Here is a 17636-nt window from a genome sequence, read left to right on the forward strand (position 1 = left end):
ATGACGGAGCAGCAGCAGAACGGCACCGCCGCGCCCGCGCCCACCCCGCTCACCCGGGCGCTCGACACCGTCCGCAAGCTGCGGGCGCAGCTGGACGCCGCCAGTGGCACCGGCCCGCTGGCCGTGGTCGGCATCGGCCTGCGGCTGCCGGGCGGCATCGCGGACCTGGACGGCTACTGGGCGGCGCTGGCCGAGGGCCGCGAGCTGGTGGGCCCGCTGCCCGCCGGGCGGCGCGGGCCGTTCGCCGCCGAGTGGGAGCAACTGCCGCACAGCGGAGGGTTCCTGGACGAGGTGATGGACTTCGACGCGGAGTTCTTCGGCATGGGTCCGGCCGAGGCCCGGGGTGTCGACCCGCAGCAGCGGCTGCTGCTGGAGGTAGCCTGGGAGGCGCTGGAGAACGCGGCGCTGCCGCCGGACCGGCTGGACGCGGCCCGCACCGGGCTGTTCGTCGGGATCACCGGCCAGGAGTACTGGGACTGGCACAGCGGCGAGTTGGACACCCACTGGGCCGGCGGCAACGGCCACTGCTTCACGGTGGGCCGGGTGGCGTACGCGCTGGGGCTCGCCGGTCCGGCGATCACGGTGGACACGGCCTGCTCCTCCTCGCTGGTGTCGGTGCACCTGGCGCGCCAGGCGCTGGCCCGCCGGGAGTGCGACGTGGCGCTGGCGGGCGGGGTGAACCTGGTGCTCTCGCCGCGCGCGACCCGGCTGCACCAGCTGGCGGGCACCCTGTCGCCGGACGGGCGGTGCCGGCCCTTCGACGCCCGGGCGAACGGCTTCGCCCGGGGCGAGGGCTGCGGCGTCCTGGTGCTCAAGCGCCTGGAGGACGCGCGGCGCGACGGCGACCGGGTGCACGCGGTGGTGCACGGTTCGGCGGTCAACCAGACCGGCCGCTCGACCGGCTTCACCGCGCCCAATGTGCTGTCGGAGGTCGCGCTGACCGAGGCGGCGCTCGCGGACGCCGGGCTCACCCCCGCCGACATCGGCCTGGTGGAGGCGCACGGCACCGGTACCTCGCTCGGGGACACCATCGAGATGGAGGCGATCGCCGCCGCGCTGGGCCGTCGCAACGGCGGCGCGGAGCTGAGCGTCGGCTCGGTCAAGGCCAATCTGGGCCACCCGGAGTCCGCGGCCGGGGTGATCGCCCTGGTGAAGGCGGTGCTGTGCCTGCGGCGGCGCGAGGTGCCGCCGCTGGTGAACTTCGGCACCCTCAACCCGCTGATCGACCTGGACGGCACCGCCATCACCCTGCCGACCTCCCTGCGGCCCTGGCCGGAGCGCGGCGGGCGGCACGCGGCGGTGAGCGCCTTCGGCATGGGCGGCACCAACGCCCAGGTGATCCTGGGCGCTGCCGAGGACGCCGCCGGGGCCGGGGCCGTTCCGGTGGCGGGCTTCGAGCTCTCCGCCCGGACCCCGGAGGCGGTGCGGGCGCTGGCCGGCGCCCTGCACGGGCGGCTCGCCGGGCTGTCGGACGGCTCCTACCCGGCGTTCGCCTACTCGGCCGGTGCCGGGCGGGCCCGGCACCGCTGGCGGGCGCGGATCGCCGCCGCCGACCGGGCCGCCGCGCTGCGGGCGCTGAGCGGGCTGGCCGAGGGCGGTGCGCCGTCCGGCGTGGTGCTCGCCGAGCGGGACCAGCACGACCGGGACGGGGCCGACAGCGGGTTCGCGGGGCTGCCCAGGTCGGTGCTGGACCTGCCGAACTACCCGTGGCAGCGCCGTCGGTACGCCCCCGAGGCTCCCGCCGTTCCCGAGACCCGGACGCGCGCCGTTCCCGAGACGCAGACGCCCGTCGTTCCCGAGACACGGCCGTCCGCCGAGGAGGGGACCGGGCGCGCCCTGTTCGCCCTGGAGTGGGCCGAGGCCGAGCACGGCACGGGCGCGCCGGCCGGCGCACCGGGCCGCTGGCTGCTGTTCGCGGACCGCGCGGGCACGGCCGGCGCCCTGGGCGCCGAACTCGTCGCCCGGCGCGGCAGCTGGGTGACCGTCACCCCGGGCAGCGGCTCCCGGCGGATCGACCCGCTGCGGTACGAGCTCGACCCGGCCCGGCCGGAGGACCTCGCCGCCCTGCTCAAGGAGTTGCGCGCGGCCGGTGACGAGCCGTGGGCCGGGGTCCTGTACGCCTGGGGCCTGGACGCGGCCGCCGGACCGGCGCCGGCGGGCCCGGTGCCGTTCCCGCTCCCGGCGGCGCGGGAGGACGCCCTCCGCCCGGCCCCGCCGCTGGTGCGGGAACTGGCCGGCGAGGGGCTGCCCGGTGCCCCGCGCCTGGTGGTGCTCACCCGTGGCGCGCAGCGGGTGACGGAGCGGGACGGTGCTCCCGACCCGGCGCAGGCGCTGCTGTGGGGTGCGGCCGGCGTGGCCTCGGCCGGGACCGGTGTGCCCCGCCCGCTGCTGGTGGACCTCGACCCGGACCCGGCGCGGGACGACGCCGCCCGGCTGCTGGACGTACTGCTGCGCCCGGCCGGGGAAGGCCCGGCCGCGCTGCGCGGACCGGTCGGGTACACGCCGGTCCGGGTGCCGCAGGACTCCGCGGACGGCACCGAACCCGCTTGGCAGCGACGGCCGTTCGACCCCGAACTGGACACCAACCAGCGGCTGCTGGCGGTCCGGCCCGGTCTGCTGGAGAGCCTGACGCCGACCCGCTGGGAGCGGACCGCGCCCGGCCCCGGCCAGGTGGAGATCGAGGTCGCGGCGGCGGGGCTGAACTTCAGCGACGTGCTCAAGGCGATGGGCGCCTACCCGGGCGCGGCCGGGACGGTCCCGCTGGGGGTCGAGTGCGCGGGCCGGGTGAGCGCGGTCGGCGCGGGCGTCGAGCGCTTCCGGGTCGGCGACCGGGTGATGGCCGTCGCGCCGTCCGCGCTCGCGGCCTACACCACCACCGAGGAGCACCTGGTGGCGCCGCGGCCGTCGGCGCTGGACGACGAGCAGGCGGCGGCGGTACCGGTGGCCTTCCTCACCGCCGTGTACGGTCTTGGCCACCTGGCCCGGCTGCGGGCGGGCGAGACGGTGCTGATCCACTCGGCGAGCGGCGGTGTGGGCCTGGCCGCGCTGGCGGTGGCCCGACGGTGCGGGGCGCGGGTGTTCGCCACCGCAGGGACGCCCGCCAAGCGCCGGTTCCTGCGCGAACTCGGCGGCGTGGAGCTGGTGATGGACTCCCGCTCGACGGACTTCGCGGCGGAGGTCGCGGCGGCCACCGGCGGGCGCGGGGTCGATGTGGTGCTCAACTCGCTGACCGGGGAGGCGCTGCGGCGCGGCCTGGCGCTGCTGGCGCCGGGCGGGCGGTTCGTCGAACTGGGCAAGCGCGACATCCACGACGACAGTCCGATCGGCCTCGGTGGCCTGAAGGCGAACCGGGCGCTGTTCGCGGTCGACCTGGACCACACCTTCCATGCCCAACCGGAGCTGCTGGCCGAGCTGTTCGAGGAGGTGGTGCGGGGATTCGAGGACGGCGGCTTCGGACCGCTGCCGGTCACCGTCCACCCGTTCGCCGGGGCCCGGGAGGCGTTCGCCACCATGGCGCAGGCCCGGCACACCGGCAAGCTGGTGCTGCGTCCGGAGCCGGCGCCCGAGCTCGCGGTGCCGCCGACCCGCTCGGTGGTCCGGGCCCGGGCCGGGTACCTGGTCACCGGCGGCACCACCCCGGTGGCACTGGCGGCGGCTCGCCGGCTGGCGGACCTGGGGGCGCGCCGGATCGCCCTGCTCGGCTCCGCCGGCTCCGTCGCGGACGCCGCCGCGGAACCGGCGCTGGCCGAACTGCGCGCCCGGGGCGTGGAGCTGGTGCTGCCGCTCGCCGACCTGTCCGACGCCGGGGCGCTGGCCGCCGCGGTGGCCGCCGTCGACATCCCGGCGGCGCCACTGGCCGGGGTGGTGCACCTCGCGGGCGCCGAGGCGGCGTACGCGGTGGCAGCCGGTGCGGCGGAGGGAACGGCGGACGGCGGCGGGCCGGAGGAGGCCGAGGACGACCCGCTGGGCGCCACCGGCCCGGCCGCCGACGCATGGCGCCTCCATCTCGCCACCGCTGGGCGGTCGTTGGACTTCCTGGTGCTGTCCGACCCGGCCTCCGCACCCGGCCGGGGGACGGCGCTCGGCGCCTGTCTGGACGCGCTCGCCGGGCACCGCAGGGCCGCCGGACTGCCCGCGCTGAGCGTGGACGGCGCGGGACTGGCCTCCCTCGCCCGGCTGTTGGGCAGCCCCGCCACGATCGTTCGCTCGACCGGCGGCTCCCCCGAGGCCGGCTCCACCGCCGACGCCGACTCCGACGGCGGGGAGGCCGTCCGGCGGCAGCTGCTGGCGGTCGAGCCGGGCCGGCGCCGCCGGGCCGTGCTGGTCCGGCACTGCCGGGAGCTGGCCGCCCGGGTGCTCGACGGGCCCGGCGCGCCGGACGCGGCGGCGATCGACAGCTCGGCGCCGCTGGCCGGCCTCGGCTTCGACTCGATGCGCACCCTGGAGCTGCGTTCGCGGCTGGAGCTGTCGCTCGGCGTCCCGCTGCCCGCCACGCTGGGCTGGCAGTACCCGACGCTGGACGCCCTGGTGCCGTTCCTCGCCGAGCGGATGGGGATCCCGCTGGAGGCCGCCGCCGGTCCTGCTTCCGGCTCCGGTTCCGCACCCGAAGCCGTGGACCGACCCGACCTCGACCTCCACGGCGGCCCCGAGGCGCCCGACGGCCCCGAGGACCTCGACGGGCTGTCGGAGCGCGAACTGGAGGCCCTCCTCCTCGCCAAGACCGAGCAGTTCGACACCAGTGCCGATCCGACCGACCGGGGGCAGGGACGATGACCACGCGCGAGCACACCACCCGGGGCGACACGCCCGAGGACCGCACCGGCTCGATGACGGCGATGAAGCGCGCCTATCTGACCATGGAGCGGATGCAGCGCCGGATCGACGAGCAGGAGCGGGCCAGGACCGAGCCGATCGCCATCGTCGGCGTCGGCTGCCGCTTCCCCGGCGGGGTCACCGACCCGGACTCGTACTGGGAGCTGCTGACCGCCGGCACCGACACGATCGGCGAGATCCCGGCCGACCGCTGGGACGTCGACGCCTTCTACGACGAGCAGCCGCGCACCCCCGGGAAGCACAGCACCCGCTGGGGCGGCTTCCTCGACCACATCGACCGCTTCGACCACGAGTTCTTCGGCATCTCCCGCCGGGAGGCGGTGTCGATGGACCCTCAGCAGCGGCTGGTGCTGGAGGTCGCCTGGGAGGCCCTGGAGGACGCCGGGCAGGCGCCGGACGCGCTGGCGGGCAGCCGGACCGGGGTGTTCCTCGGCATCTGCAGCAACGACTACGCCGGACTGCTGTTCCGCGAACCGCAGGACATCACCGCCCACGCGTCCACCGGCGTCGCGCACAGCATCGCCAGCGGCCGCCTCTCCTACCTGCTGGACCTGCGCGGGCCGAGCGTCTCGGTGGACACCGCCTGCTCCTCCTCGCTGGTCGCCGTGCACCAGGCCTGCCAGAACCTGCGGCTCGGCGAGTGCGACCTCGCGATGGCGGGCGGCGTCAACGCGGTGGTCGCGCCGGACGCGGCAATCTCGTTCTCGCAGTTCCCGGAGATGCTGGCCGACGACGGCCGCTGCAAGACCTTCGACGCGGCGGCGAACGGCTTCGTCCGCAGCGAGGGCTGCGGCGTGGTGGTGCTCAAGCGGCTCTCGGACGCGCGCCGCGACGGCGACCGCGTGCTCGCGGTGATCCGCGGCTCGGCCGTCAACCAGGACGGGCGCAGCTCGGGCCTGACCGCGCCCAACGGCGCCGCCCAGCGCGAGGTGTTCCGCCGGGCGCTGGCCGCCGCCGGGGTGGCCCCGGACCGGGTCGGCTACATCGAGACCCACGGCGCCGGCACCAAGCTGGGCGACCCGATCGAGGTGTCCGCGCTGGCCGAGGTCTACGGCCGTCCCGAGGGCGCGCCGCTGCACCTCGGCGCCGTGAAGACCAACCTGGGCCACCTGGAGGCGGCGGCGGGGATCGCCGGGCTGATCAAGGCCGCGCTCTGCGTGGACCGGGGGCAGATCCCGCCCAACCTGCACTTCGCCGAGCTCAATCCGCACATCTCCTTCGAGGGCACCACCTTCGCCCTGCCGACCGCGCTCACCCCGTGGCCGTCGGACGGGGCCGACGGGGCGCGGCGGCTCGCGGGCGTGAGCAGCTTCGGCTTCAGCGGCACCAACGCGCACCTGATCGTCGAGCAGGCACCGGACGCCCGGGCCACCGAGTCGGCCGCCGTTCCGGACGACGAGCCGGGCGAGGCCCGCCCGCTGTCGGTGCTCGCCCTGTCGGCGCGCAGCGGCGGCGCCCTGCTGAAGCTCGCCCGCCGCTACCAGGACCGGCTGGCGAAGGCCGGTCCCGCGAGCGCGGCCGACCTGTGCTTCTCCGCGAACACCGGCCGCTCGCACTTCCCGCACCGCCTCGCCGCCGTCGGGGCCACTCCCGGCGAACTCGCCGAGCGGCTGGCGGACTTCGTCCGGGACGACCCGGGCGAGGGGCTGCTGCTGGGCCGGTCCGGGGGCGCCGCCCCGGCCGGGCCGGGCCCGACGGCCGAACCGGTCTTCCTCTTCACCGGCCAGGGTCCGCAACGCGCGGGCATGGCCCGGCGGTTGTACGAGACGCAGCCGTACTTCCGGCGCGTCCTGGACCAGTGCGACGAGATCCTGCGGGACGTCCTGCCGGCGCCGCTGCTATCCGCCGTGTACCCGGCCTCGGCGGCGGACGGCGAGCTGATCAACACCATGGAGTTCGCCCAACCCGGCCTGTTCGCCGTGGAGTACGCGCTGGCCGGGCTGTGGCGCTCCTGGGGTGTGGAGCCGGCCGCCGTGATCGGCCACAGCCTCGGCGAGTACGCCGCCGCCTGCTTCGCCGGCGCGCTGCCGCTGGAGGACGGCCTGCGGCTGGTCGCCGAGCGCGGCCGGCTGCTCCAGCGGCTCGCCGAGTCCGGCGCGATGGCGGCGATCGCCGCCCCCGCGGACGAGGTGGCCGCCGAACTCGCCCGCCACGACGAGGCGCTGGTCGCCGTCGCCGCCGTCAACGGCCCGGCGAACACCACCGTCTCCGGGGTGCGGGAGGTCGTCGACGAGGTCTGCGCGGCCTTCGCCGCGCGCGGCGCCGAGGTGCGGCGGCTGCGCATCTCCACCTCCTCGCACTCCCCGCTGGTCGAACCGGTGCTGGAGCCGCTGCGGGCCGCGCTGGAGAAGGTCACCTTCGGCGCGCCGGCCGTCCCGCTGCTGTCCAACCTGACCGGCGGACTGTGGCCGTGGGACCGGCCGCTGGACACCGACTACTGGCTGCGGCACGCCCGGCAGCCGGTGCTGTTCGCCGACGGGGTGCGGGCTCTGTACGAGCTGGGGCACCGCACCTTCCTGGAGGTCGGTCCGGCGCCGACGCTGCTGGGCCTGGTCGGCGAGGTGCTGACCGGCGACGACGTGCTGATGCTGCCGAGCCTGCGGCCGAAGTACGACGACTGGGAGATCCTGCTGGGCAGCCTCGGGCGGCTGTACGCCGAGGGGGCCGAGGTCGACTGGGCCGGGTTCGACCGGGAGTACCGCCGGGCCCGGCTGTCGCTGCCGCACTACCCGTTCGCCGCCACCCGCTGCTGGCACGAGCCGAGCGGCGACGGCGCGGCCGCGGCTCCCGCCCGGCGGCCCTCGGCGCGGGCCGAGCGGGCCGAACGCGTCCAGCGGCCGGAACGACCCGCACGCACCGAACGCACCGAGCGCGCCGAACGCACCACGGCCGCCCGCCGGCTCCCCGGCGCCCCCGGCCGGGCGGCGGCGAGCGCGCTGCCGACCGCCGAGGAACTGCTCGCCGCCCCCGCCGAGCAGCGGGTCGAGACCCTGGTCGCCGGGCTGACCGCCAGTGTGCGCACCGCCCTGGGCTCGCGCGCGGCCGCCGTCGACGCCGACGCGCCGCTGTCCGCCCTCGGCCTGGACTCACTGATGGCCGTGGAGCTGCGCAACGAGATCCAGGGCCGGCTGGGCGTCAAGGTGACCGTCGCCGAGTTCCTCAAGGGCGCCACGGTCCGCAGCCTGGCCGGGCAGGTGGTCGAGGGTCTGACGGCCGCCGGGCCCGCCGCCGGCACCGACGTTGGGGAGGCGGCGCCGATCCGCCGGGCGGCCCGCTCCACCGACCGGCTCCCCGACGCCGCCCCCGACCCCACCGCCGAGCTGCTCGCCCTCCTGGAGCAGGTCACCGAGGTCTCGGAGCGGGTCGATGACTGAGCTCCACGAGCGCCTCGCCGCACTGACCCCGGAGCAGCGGGCGCACCTGGAGCGACTGCTCGCCGAGCGGCGGGCGGCCGACGGCGCGACCCCGGAGACCCCTGCCGAGGACGTCTTCCCGCTCTCGCTGTTCCAGCAGGGCATGTGGTTCCTGGAGCAGGTCCGGCCCGCGAACCCGGCCTATGTGGTGCCGGGCGCGGTGCGGGTGCGCGGCCCGGTGGACGCCCGGGTGCTGCGCGCGGCGCTGCGCGAGGTGGTCCGCCGGCACGAGGCGCTGCGCACCACCTTCGCGCTGCGCGACGGCCGCCCCGTCCAGGTGGTGCGGTCGTCCGTGGAGCCCGAATCCGCCGGGGCCGAACTGCCCGTGACCGACCTCCGGCAGGCCGGTCTCACGCAGGCCGAGCTGGACGAGCGGATCGTGGCGGCCGCCGTCGGCGAGCCGTTCGACCTGGAGGCCGGGCCGCCACTGCGGCTGGCCCTGCTGCGCACCGGCGAGGACGAGTCGGTGCTCGTACTTGCCCTGCACCATCTGGTCTCGGACCGCTGGTCGTTCTGGGTGCTGCTGGCCGAACTCGCCGCGCTGTACGAGGCGTTCGCGGCCGGCCGGCCCTCGCCGCTGCCGGAGCTGCCGGTCCAGTACGCCGACTTCGCGCTCTGGCAGCGCGAGCAGCACGAACAGGGCCGCTGGACGGAGCAATCGGCGTACTGGAAGGAGCGGCTGGCCGGGGCGCCGGCCGCGCTGGAACTGCCGACCGACCGACCGCGTCCGGCCGTCCAGGGCTTCAACGGCGGCACGCTGCCGTTCGAGCTGCCCGAGCCGCTGCTGCGCGGGCTGTCGGAGCTGGCCCACCGCCGGGGCGCGACCACCTACATGGCGCTGCTGGCCGTGTTCACCGTGCTGCTGTCCCGGTACGCCCGCAGTCAGGACGTGGTGGTGGGGGTGCCCACCGCCGTCCGCGACCGGCCCGAACTGGAGCCGCTGATCGGCTACTTCGTCAACGCCCTGCCGATCCGCACCGAGCTGGGCGGCGAGCCGTCCTTCACCGAGGTGCTGGACCGGGTGCGGGCCGCCTGCCTCGGCGCCTACGAGCACCAGGAGGTGCCGTTCGAGCTGGTGGTCGGCGAGCTGGGCACGGCCCGGGACCTCAGCCGGCCGCCGGTGTTCCAGGTGAGCTTCGCCTACGGCCGGGAGGCGGTGCCGGACCTCGCCCTGGGCGGCGCCCGGCTGGAGCCGGTGCCGGTGCGCGGCGGCGGCGCGCGGTTCGACCTGGAACTCCAGGCCTTCGACGAGAACGGCGGCCTGGGCGGCTGGTTCGAGTACGACCGCGACCTGTTCGACGAGTCCACCGTCGCCCGGCTGGCCGTCCTCTTCGGCCGGCTGGCCGGGCAGGCGGTGGCCGCTCCGGAGCTGCCGGTGGACCGGCTGGAGCTGCTGACGGAGGGCGAACGCCACCGGGTGCTGGTGGAGTTCAACGACACCGCGCGGGAGTGGCCGGCCGACGAGGGCTGGATCCACCAGGCTTTCGAGGAGCGGGCGCGACTGCGGCCGGAGGCGGTGGCGCTGCGCTTCGAGGGCCGTTCGGTGGGCTACGGCGAGCTGGACCGGCGGGCCAACCGGCTCGCCCACCGGCTGCGCGGGCTCGGCGTCGGCCGGGACACCGTGGTCGGCGTCGGCATGGAGCGGGCACCGGAGCTGGTGGTGGCGCTGCTGGCGGTGCTGAAGGCGGGCGGGGCCTATCTGCCGCTGGACCCGGAGCTGCCGGCGGCCCGGCTGGAGCACATGGTGCGGGACGCCCGGGTGCCGGTGCTGCTCACCCAGCGCCGGGTGCTCGGGCGGCTGCCGGCGGTCGACGCCGAGGTGCTGTGCGTGGAGGAGTTCGAGGCCGCGCCGGGCGGGGAGCCGGACACCGCCCCGGAGGTCGCGGTCGGCGGCGAGGACCTCGCCTACGTCATCTACACCTCCGGTTCCACCGGCACCCCCAAGGGCGTCATGAACGTGCACGCGGCGATCCGCAACCGGCTGCTGTGGATGCAGGACGCCTACCGACTGGACGCCTCGGACCGGGTGCTGCAGAAGACGCCGTTCTCCTTCGACGTGTCGGTGTGGGAGTTCTTCTGGCCACTGGCGGTCGGCGCGACCCTGGTGCTGGCCCGGCCGGAGGGGCACCGGGACACCGGGTACCTGGCCCGGACGATCCGAGCGGAGGGCGTGACGACGGTGCACTTCGTGCCGTCGATGCTGCAGGCCTTCCTGCGGGAGCCGGTGGAGGAGTGCGGGAGCCTGCGCCGGGTGGTGTGCAGCGGCGAGGCGCTGCCGCGCGACCTCCAGGACCGCTTCCTGGCCCGCTCGTCCGCCGCCCTGTACAACCTGTACGGTCCGACCGAGGCCGCGGTCGACGTGACCCACTGGACCTGCGGGCCGGACGACGACCCCCGGCGGCCGGTGCCGATCGGCCGGCCGATCGCCAACACCCGGATCCTGGTCCTGGACGAGGCGCTGCGGCCGGTGCCGGTCGGGGTGCCCGGCGAGCTGCACATCGGCGGCCGGGGCCTGGCCCGCGGCTATCTGAACCGGCCCGACCTGACCGCCGAGCGCTTCGTCCGGGACCCGTTCGACCCGGACCCGGCGGCGCGGCTGTACCGCACCGGCGACCTCGCGCGGTTCCGCGAGGACGGCGCGGTGGAGTACCTCGGCCGGCTGGACCACCAGGTGAAGCTGCGCGGCCTGCGGATCGAGCTCGGTGAGATCGAGGCCGTGCTGACCGAGCACCCGGGGGTGCGCGAGGCCGTGGTGACGGCCCGTCCGCACCGGACCGGGGACGTGCGGCTGGTCGCCCACCTCACCACGACCGACGCCGCAACGCCGCCGGCGCCCGCCGAACTGGCCGCCCATCTGCGCGGCCGGCTGCCCGGCTACATGGTGCCCGCCGTGTTCGCCGTGCTGGACGCGCTGCCGCTCACCCCGAGCGGCAAGGTGGACCGCAACGCGCTGCCCGAGCCGGGCGGGGACGACGGCCCGGCGGCGGGCGCGCCGTTCACCGCGCCCGGCGCCGGTCTGGAACGGTCGCTGGCCGGGCTGTGGCGCACGGTGCTGGGGGTGGAGCGGGTCGGCACCCACGACAACTTCTTCGACCTCGGCGGACACTCGCTGCTGATGGCCGAGCTGCGCTCGCTGCTCGCGGCGGACCTCGGGCACCGGGTGTCGATGGTCGAGCTGTTCCAGCACCCCACGGTGGCCTCGCTGGCCGCCCATCTGAGCCGGTCCGGGGTGGATCCGTCCACGGCCCCCGGGGCGGCCGCGCGCGAGCGCGCGGAGAACCGACGCCGGGCCGGTGCCCGGCGGCAACAGGCGGCCGTGCGCCGTGCCCGTTCCTGAGAGCACGATGTGAGAGAGCGACAGGTGACCCCGATGCCGGAGATGTCCGAAGAACTCGACCAGATCGCCGTCGTGGGGATGGCCGGCCGCTTCCCCGGTGCCCCCGACGTCGACAGCTTCTGGAGGAACCTGGAGGAGGGCCGGGAGTCGATCGAGGTGCTCTCCGAGGCCGGACTGCGGGCCGCCGGGGTGGACCCGGAGGTGTCCGGCCGGGACGGCTACGTCCGGGCCAAGGGCGTGCTCGCCGGGGCCGACCGCTTCGACGCGGGCTTCTTCGGCTACAACCCGCGCGAGGCCGAGATCATGGACCCGCAGCACCGGGTGTTCCTGGAGTGCGCCTGGGAGGCCCTGGAGTCGGCCGGCTGCGTGCCGGAGGACTTCGAGGGCCGGATCGGCGTGTTCGCCGGCGCCGGGATGAACACCTACCTGCTGCACAACGTCACCGCCAACCGCCGGGTCTTCGAGTCGGCGGGGCCGTACCAGACGCTGCTGGCCTCCGACAAGGACTTCCTGGCCACCAGGGTCGCCTACAAGCTGGGCCTGACCGGCCCGGCGATGAGCGTGCAGACCGCGTGCTCGACCTCGCTCACCGCCGTCCACCTCGCCTGCCAGAGCCTGCTGAACGGCGAGTGCGACCTCGCCCTGGCCGGCGGGGTGTCGATCGGCTCCCCGCTGGAGCAGGGCTACCAGTACGAGCCGGGCGGCATCCTCTCCCCCGACGGGCACTGCCGGCCGTTCGACGCCTCGGCGGGCGGCACCGTGCCCGGCAACGGCGTCGGCGTGGTGGTGCTGCGCCGGCTGGCCGACGCGCGGCGCGACGGCGACCCGGTGGACGCCGTGGTGCTGGGCTCGGCGGTCAACAACGACGGTTCACTGAAGGCCGGTTACACCGCGCCGAGCGTCGACGGGCAGGCCGCGGTGGTCTCCGAGGCGCTGGCGATGGCCGGGGTCGACGCGGGCTCGGTCGGCTACGTGGAGACCCACGGCACCGGCACGGCGCTCGGCGACCCGATCGAACTCGCCGCGCTGACCCGGGCGTTCCGCGAGGACACCGAGGAGACCGGCTACTGCGCGATCGGCTCGGTGAAGAGCAACATCGGCCACCTGGACGCCGCCGCCGGGGTCGCCGCGCTGATCAAGACAGTGCTGGCGCTGCGGCACGAGGCCATCCCGGCCTCCCTGCACTTCACCAAGCCCAATCCCGAACTCGACCTGGACTCGGGCCCGTTCTTCGTCAACGACCGGCTGCGGCCGTGGCCCCGGGGGGAGCGGCCGCGCCGGGCCGGGGTCAGCTCCTTCGGCATCGGCGGCACCAATGTGCACCTGGTGCTGGAGGAGGCACCCGCCCCTGCCCCCGAAACCGGACCAGCGGCCGCCGACGAGGGCAGCGCCCCCGTCCTGCTCCCGCTGTCCGGGCGCACCGCCGAGGCCGTCGCCGAGGGCGCCCGACGGCTCGCCGACCACCTGGAGGCCCACCCCGGCCTGCGGCTCGACGACCTCGCCCACACCCTGACCCACCGCCGCCGCGCCTTCGGCCGGCGCGCCGCCCCGGTCGCCCCGGACCGGGCCGGGGCGGTGGCCGCGCTGCGCGCCGTCACCCCCGCCGGCACGACGGAGGCCGCCGAGGGCGCCCGGGTGGCCTTCCTGTTCCCCGGCCAGGGCACCCAGTACGTCGACATGGCCCGCGGCCTGTACCGCCGGGAGCCGGTGTTCACCGCCGAACTCGACCGCTGCGCCGAGCTGTTCGCCGCCGAGCTGGGCGAGGACCCGCGCGCGCTGCTGTTCCCCGCCCCCGAGGAGGCCGAGGCGGCGGCGGAACGGCTGACCCGCACCGAGTACGCCCAGCCCGCGCTGTTCCTGGTGGAGTACGCGCTGGCGCAGCAGTGGACGGCCTGGGGCGTGCGGCCGGACGCGATGGTCGGCCACAGCGTCGGCGAGTACGTGGCGGCCTGCCTGGCGGGCGTGTTCGAACTGCCGGACGCGGTGCGGCTGGTGGCGGCCCGGGGCCGGCTGGTCGCGGCGATGCCTGCCGGATCGATGCTCACCGTGTTCCTGTCCGAGCGGGAGCTCGCGCCCTGGCTCGCCGACAGCACCGGCGACGCCAGCGGCGCCGACCTCGCCGTGGCCGCCCTCAACTCCACCGGGCTGAGCGTCGTCTCCGGCCCGACCGACGCCGTCGACGCGCTGGAGCGACGCCTCAAGGAGGCCGCCGTCCCCTGCCGCCGGCTGCACACCTCGCACGGCTTCCACTCCCCCGCCATGGACGGCGCCGTCGGCCCGCTGGTCGAGGCGGTCCGCGCGGTGCGGCCGAACCCGCCTCGGATCCCGTTCTGCTCCAACGTCACCGGCACCTGGATCACCGAGCAGGAGGCGACCGACCCCGAGTACTGGGGCCGCCACCTGCGGCAGCCGGTCCGCTTCGCCGACGCCGCCGCGCTGCTGCTCGCCGACCCGTCCTGGGTGCTGCTGGAGGTCGGCCCCGGCCACACCCTCGGCGACTTCGTCCGCCGCCACGGCAGCTGGCAGGAGGGCCGGACGGTGGTCGGCTCGCTGCGCCACCCGCAGGGGCGGGAGGACGACGCGCTGCTGCTGCGCCGGAGCCTGGGCGCGCTGTGGAGCGCGGGCGTGCCGGTCGACCGGGACGTCCTGCGGCCGGGCGCCGACGGGCGGGTGCTGCGGCTGCCCGGCTACGCCTTCCAGCGGCAGCGCTACTGGGTGGAGCCGGACCGCACCGCCGCGACCGACCCGGCGGCCGACCCTGCCGCCACCGGCGGTACCGCGACGGCCGGGCCGGTCCCGGTCGAGGACTGGTTCCGCACCCCCGGCTGGCGGCGCCTCGCCCCGCACACCGGCCCCGACGCCCGGACCGGCGCGGACGGCGGACCGCTGTGGGTCGTGCTCGGCGACGGCACCGGCCTCGGCGCCGCACTGGCCGGGCGGCTGACCGAGGGCGGCGCCGCCGTGGTCCGGGTCGGCACCACCGACGGCTCGGAGCGCACCGACGGGCTGCGCGTCCCCGGCCCGCACCCCCGCGGCGCCGACGCCTGGTCGCTGGACCCGGACGACCACGCGCAGGCCGCCGAACTGCTCGGCGCGCTGGACCTCCGGGGCGCGGCCTCGCTGCGGCTGGTGCACCTGTTCAGCCTCGGTGACGACCTGTCCGACGGCGACGTGCAGGACGGCGAGCCGCTGGACGAGGCTCGGCTCAACGCCGCCCGCCGGCTCGGCCTCGACAGCCTGGCGGCCCTCGCCCAGGCCCTCACCGACGCCCGCCCCGATGTCCCGGTCACCCTGGACGTCATCTGCCGGGGCGTCCACAGCGTCACCGGCGAGGAGCCGCTGCGGCCCGAGCAGGCCCTGCTGGCCGGGCCCTGCACGGTGATCCCGCAGGAGCTGCCGGACGTCGACTGCCGCCTGCTGGACGTCACCGGCACCGACCCGGCCGCCCCGGCGGAGGACGCGGTGCGCGCCGTGCACCGGCTGCTGCTGCGCGACCCCGCGGAACGCGACCTGGCGCTGCGCGGCCGGCACTGGTGGGTCCGCGACTTCGACCCGCTCCCGCTCCCGGCCCGCGACGCGTCGGCCGGCGACGCGTCGGCCGGCGACGCGTCGGCCGGCGACGCGTCGGCCGGGGACTCCGCCGAGGCCGACGGCCCGGCCGACCCTCCGGCGCACCCCCGCGAAGGCGGCGTCTACCTGGTCACCGGCGGCCTCGGCGGAGTCGGCCTGGCCCTCGCCGAGCAACTGGCCGAGGGCCTGCGGGCGCCGGTGCTGGGCCTGCTCGGCCGCTCCGACTTCCCCGCCGAGGAGGACTGGCCGGCCTGGCTGGCGGAGCACGGCGAGCAGGACCCGACCGGTGCCCGGATCCGCCGCCTCACCCGGCTCCGGGAGCGCGGCGCACGGATCGCGCTGCTGCGGGCCGACGTCACCGACGAGCGCGAGCTCGGCGCCGCGCTGGCCGCCCTGCGCGCGCGGTTCGGCCCGCTGAACGGCGTGGTGCACGCGGCCGGGGCGCCGTCCACCGGCATGCTCGCCCGCCGGACCAGGGCGGACGCCGACGCGGTCCTGGCGGCGAAGACCACCGGCACCCTGCTGCTGGACCGGCTGTGCGCGGACGACCCGCTGGACTTCCTGCTGCTCTGCTCCTCGGTCAGCGCCGTGCTCGGCGGCCCCGGCCAGAGCGACTACGGCGCGGCCAACGCCTTCCTGGACGCCTTCGCCCAGTGGCGGCGCCGGCAGGGCCGCCCGGTGACGGCGCTCGGCTGGGGCACCTGGGAGCGCGTCGGCATGGCCGCCGGACTCACCGGCCGGGCGGCGGCCGCCGTCGGACCGGAGACCGGCCACCCGCTGCTGCGCCCGGTCCGCGCCGAGGGCACCACCGTCGTCTTCGAGACGGTGCTCACCACCGCGGACAGCTGGATCGTCGACGACCACCGACTGATGGGCCACGGCCTGGTCCCGGGCACCGCCTACCTCGAACTCGTCCGCGCCGCGCTGGCCGGGCAGGCCGGGGAGCGCGAGATCGAGCTGCACGACGTGCTGTTCATGACGCCCGTGATCGTCCCCGACGGACAGCAGCGGACGGTGTTCACCACGATCGAGGAGCGGGACGGCCGCCCGCACTTCACCGTCCGCAGCCGCCCGGCGGCGGACGCTCCGTGGCGCGAGCACGCGACCGGCTCGGCCTCGTTCCACGAGCGCGGCCCGGACGTCGTCCGCGACCTGGCGGAGGTGCTGGAGCGCTGCGAGGTGACGGAGGTCCTGGAGACCGAGGAGGAGATCCGCCGCCGGCTCGGGGTGGAGCGCTTCGAGGAGGGCGGCGGGCCGCTGCGGTTCTGGTTCGGACCGCGCTGGCAGGTGCTGAAGACCATCCGCACCGGCGGCCGGCGGATGCTTGCCACGCTCCGGCTGGACGAGGCCTTCCTCGCCGACCTGGCGGACTACCCGCTGCACCCGGCCCTGCTCGACATGGCCGGCGGCGTCTTCCGGCTGCACGCCGAGGACCCGTACTACCTGCCGCTGACCTACCGCAGCCTGCGGATCCTGCACCCGCTGACCGGCACGGTGGAGGTCGCCGTGGAGATCAAGCACCCGGCCGGGTCGACCGGGGAGACCCTCACCTGCGACCTCGAACTCCTCGACCCGGACGGCCGGTTGCTGGTCCAGGTGACCGACTTCACGGTCAAGCGGATCAATGACGTCGAGGCGCTGCTGACCCAGATCGGACACACCGTCGCGGAGGCCGAGGCGGCCGGCACGGACACCGGGGCGGGTGCCGGGCCCGGCTCCACCGGGGCCGGTGGAGCCGGGGCGCTGGCCGCGCTCGCCGAGGGCTTCGACGAGGCGGAGGGCCGGGCCGCGTTCGCCCGGGTGCTGGCCCAGCCCGACCTCCCCGCTCACCTGGTCGTCACCCCGCAGGACTTCACGGCCCTGCGGCGGCTGGCGCGCTCGATCACCCCGGCGCTGCTGGCGCGCGAGCTGGAGCAGTTGGCCCCGCTCGGCGGCAGCCACCCCCGGCCCGAGCTGGCGACCCCGTTCGTGGCGCCCGCCACCGAGCAGGAGGAGGCCGTCGCGGCGCTCTGGCGGGAGGTCCTGGGTGTCGAGGAGGTCGGTGTGCACGACGACTTCTTCGCCCTGGGCGGCCACTCGCTGGCCGCCGTGCAGATCAACACCCGGATCCGGAGCCGCTTCGGCACCGAACTCGACCTGCGGGACTTCTTCCACTCCCCCACCGTCGCCCACACCGTCGACCTGCTGGCCGGGGGCGGCGGTGACGGAGGCGGCGACGGGGACACCATCCAGGCCCTGAGCCGCGCCGGGGACGGCGGGGAACCCGGGCAGCAGGACCTCGACGACCACGACCCCGACGGCCCGGACAGCCTGAGCGGCCTGAGCGGCCTGGACGGACTCGACGAGCTGGACGACCTCGACGGCCTCTCCGACGAGGAGGTGGAGGCCCGCCTCCAGGCCCTGCTCGCCGAGGAGACGGCCGACGAGGCCGCCGCGGACCGCACCGACCGGGGGGACCAGGAATGAGCGCCCGCGACACCCAC

The 17636-nt window shown here is 76.5% G+C and carries 4 protein-coding genes; all 4 read left to right on the plus strand.

Annotated features, from left to right (window positions below):
* Genes IF01_RS45030 through IF01_RS0123040 form a run of 4 tightly spaced genes read left to right on the plus strand, consistent with a single transcriptional unit; the run spans nt 1 to nt 17619 of the window.
* Entirely contained in the window at nt 1-4773 is a 4773-nt protein-coding gene (locus IF01_RS45030; protein ID WP_063764280.1) for a beta-ketoacyl synthase N-terminal-like domain-containing protein, read from the plus strand.
* Complete coding sequence (locus IF01_RS0123030) at nt 4770-8207, plus strand: type I polyketide synthase (protein WP_244215597.1); 3438 nt, start codon at nt 4770-4772, stop codon at nt 8205-8207. Before IF01_RS45030 ends, IF01_RS0123030 begins: the two co-directional genes overlap by 4 nt.
* Nucleotides 8200-11583, plus strand: coding sequence for a non-ribosomal peptide synthetase (locus IF01_RS0123035; RefSeq protein ID WP_030395405.1), 3384 nt, complete (start codon nt 8200-8202; stop codon nt 11581-11583). The genes IF01_RS0123030 and IF01_RS0123035 overlap by 8 nt, the downstream gene beginning before the upstream one ends.
* A gap of 33 nt (nt 11584-11616) precedes the next feature.
* Entirely contained in the window at nt 11617-17619 is a 6003-nt protein-coding gene (locus IF01_RS0123040) for a type I polyketide synthase (RefSeq protein WP_030395406.1), read from the plus strand.
* The last annotated feature ends 17 nt before the right edge of the window (nt 17620-17636 follow it).

This window comes from Kitasatospora purpeofusca, from assembly GCF_000718025.1.
Lineage (GTDB): Bacteria > Actinomycetota > Actinomycetes > Streptomycetales > Streptomycetaceae > Kitasatospora > Kitasatospora purpeofusca.

Bases quoted from the DNA above. Each gene is read 5' to 3' on its own strand.
- IF01_RS45030 (WP_063764280.1), top strand. From the start codon at position 1: ATGACGGAGCAGCAGCAGAACGGCACCGCCGCGCCCGCGCCCACCCCG.
- IF01_RS0123030 (WP_244215597.1), top strand. From the start codon at position 4,770: ATGACCACGCGCGAGCACACCACCCGGGGCGACACGCCCGAGGACCGC.
- IF01_RS0123035 (WP_030395405.1), top strand. From the start codon at position 8,200: ATGACTGAGCTCCACGAGCGCCTCGCCGCACTGACCCCGGAGCAGCGG.
- IF01_RS0123040 (WP_030395406.1), top strand. From the start codon at position 11,617: ATGCCGGAGATGTCCGAAGAACTCGACCAGATCGCCGTCGTGGGGATG.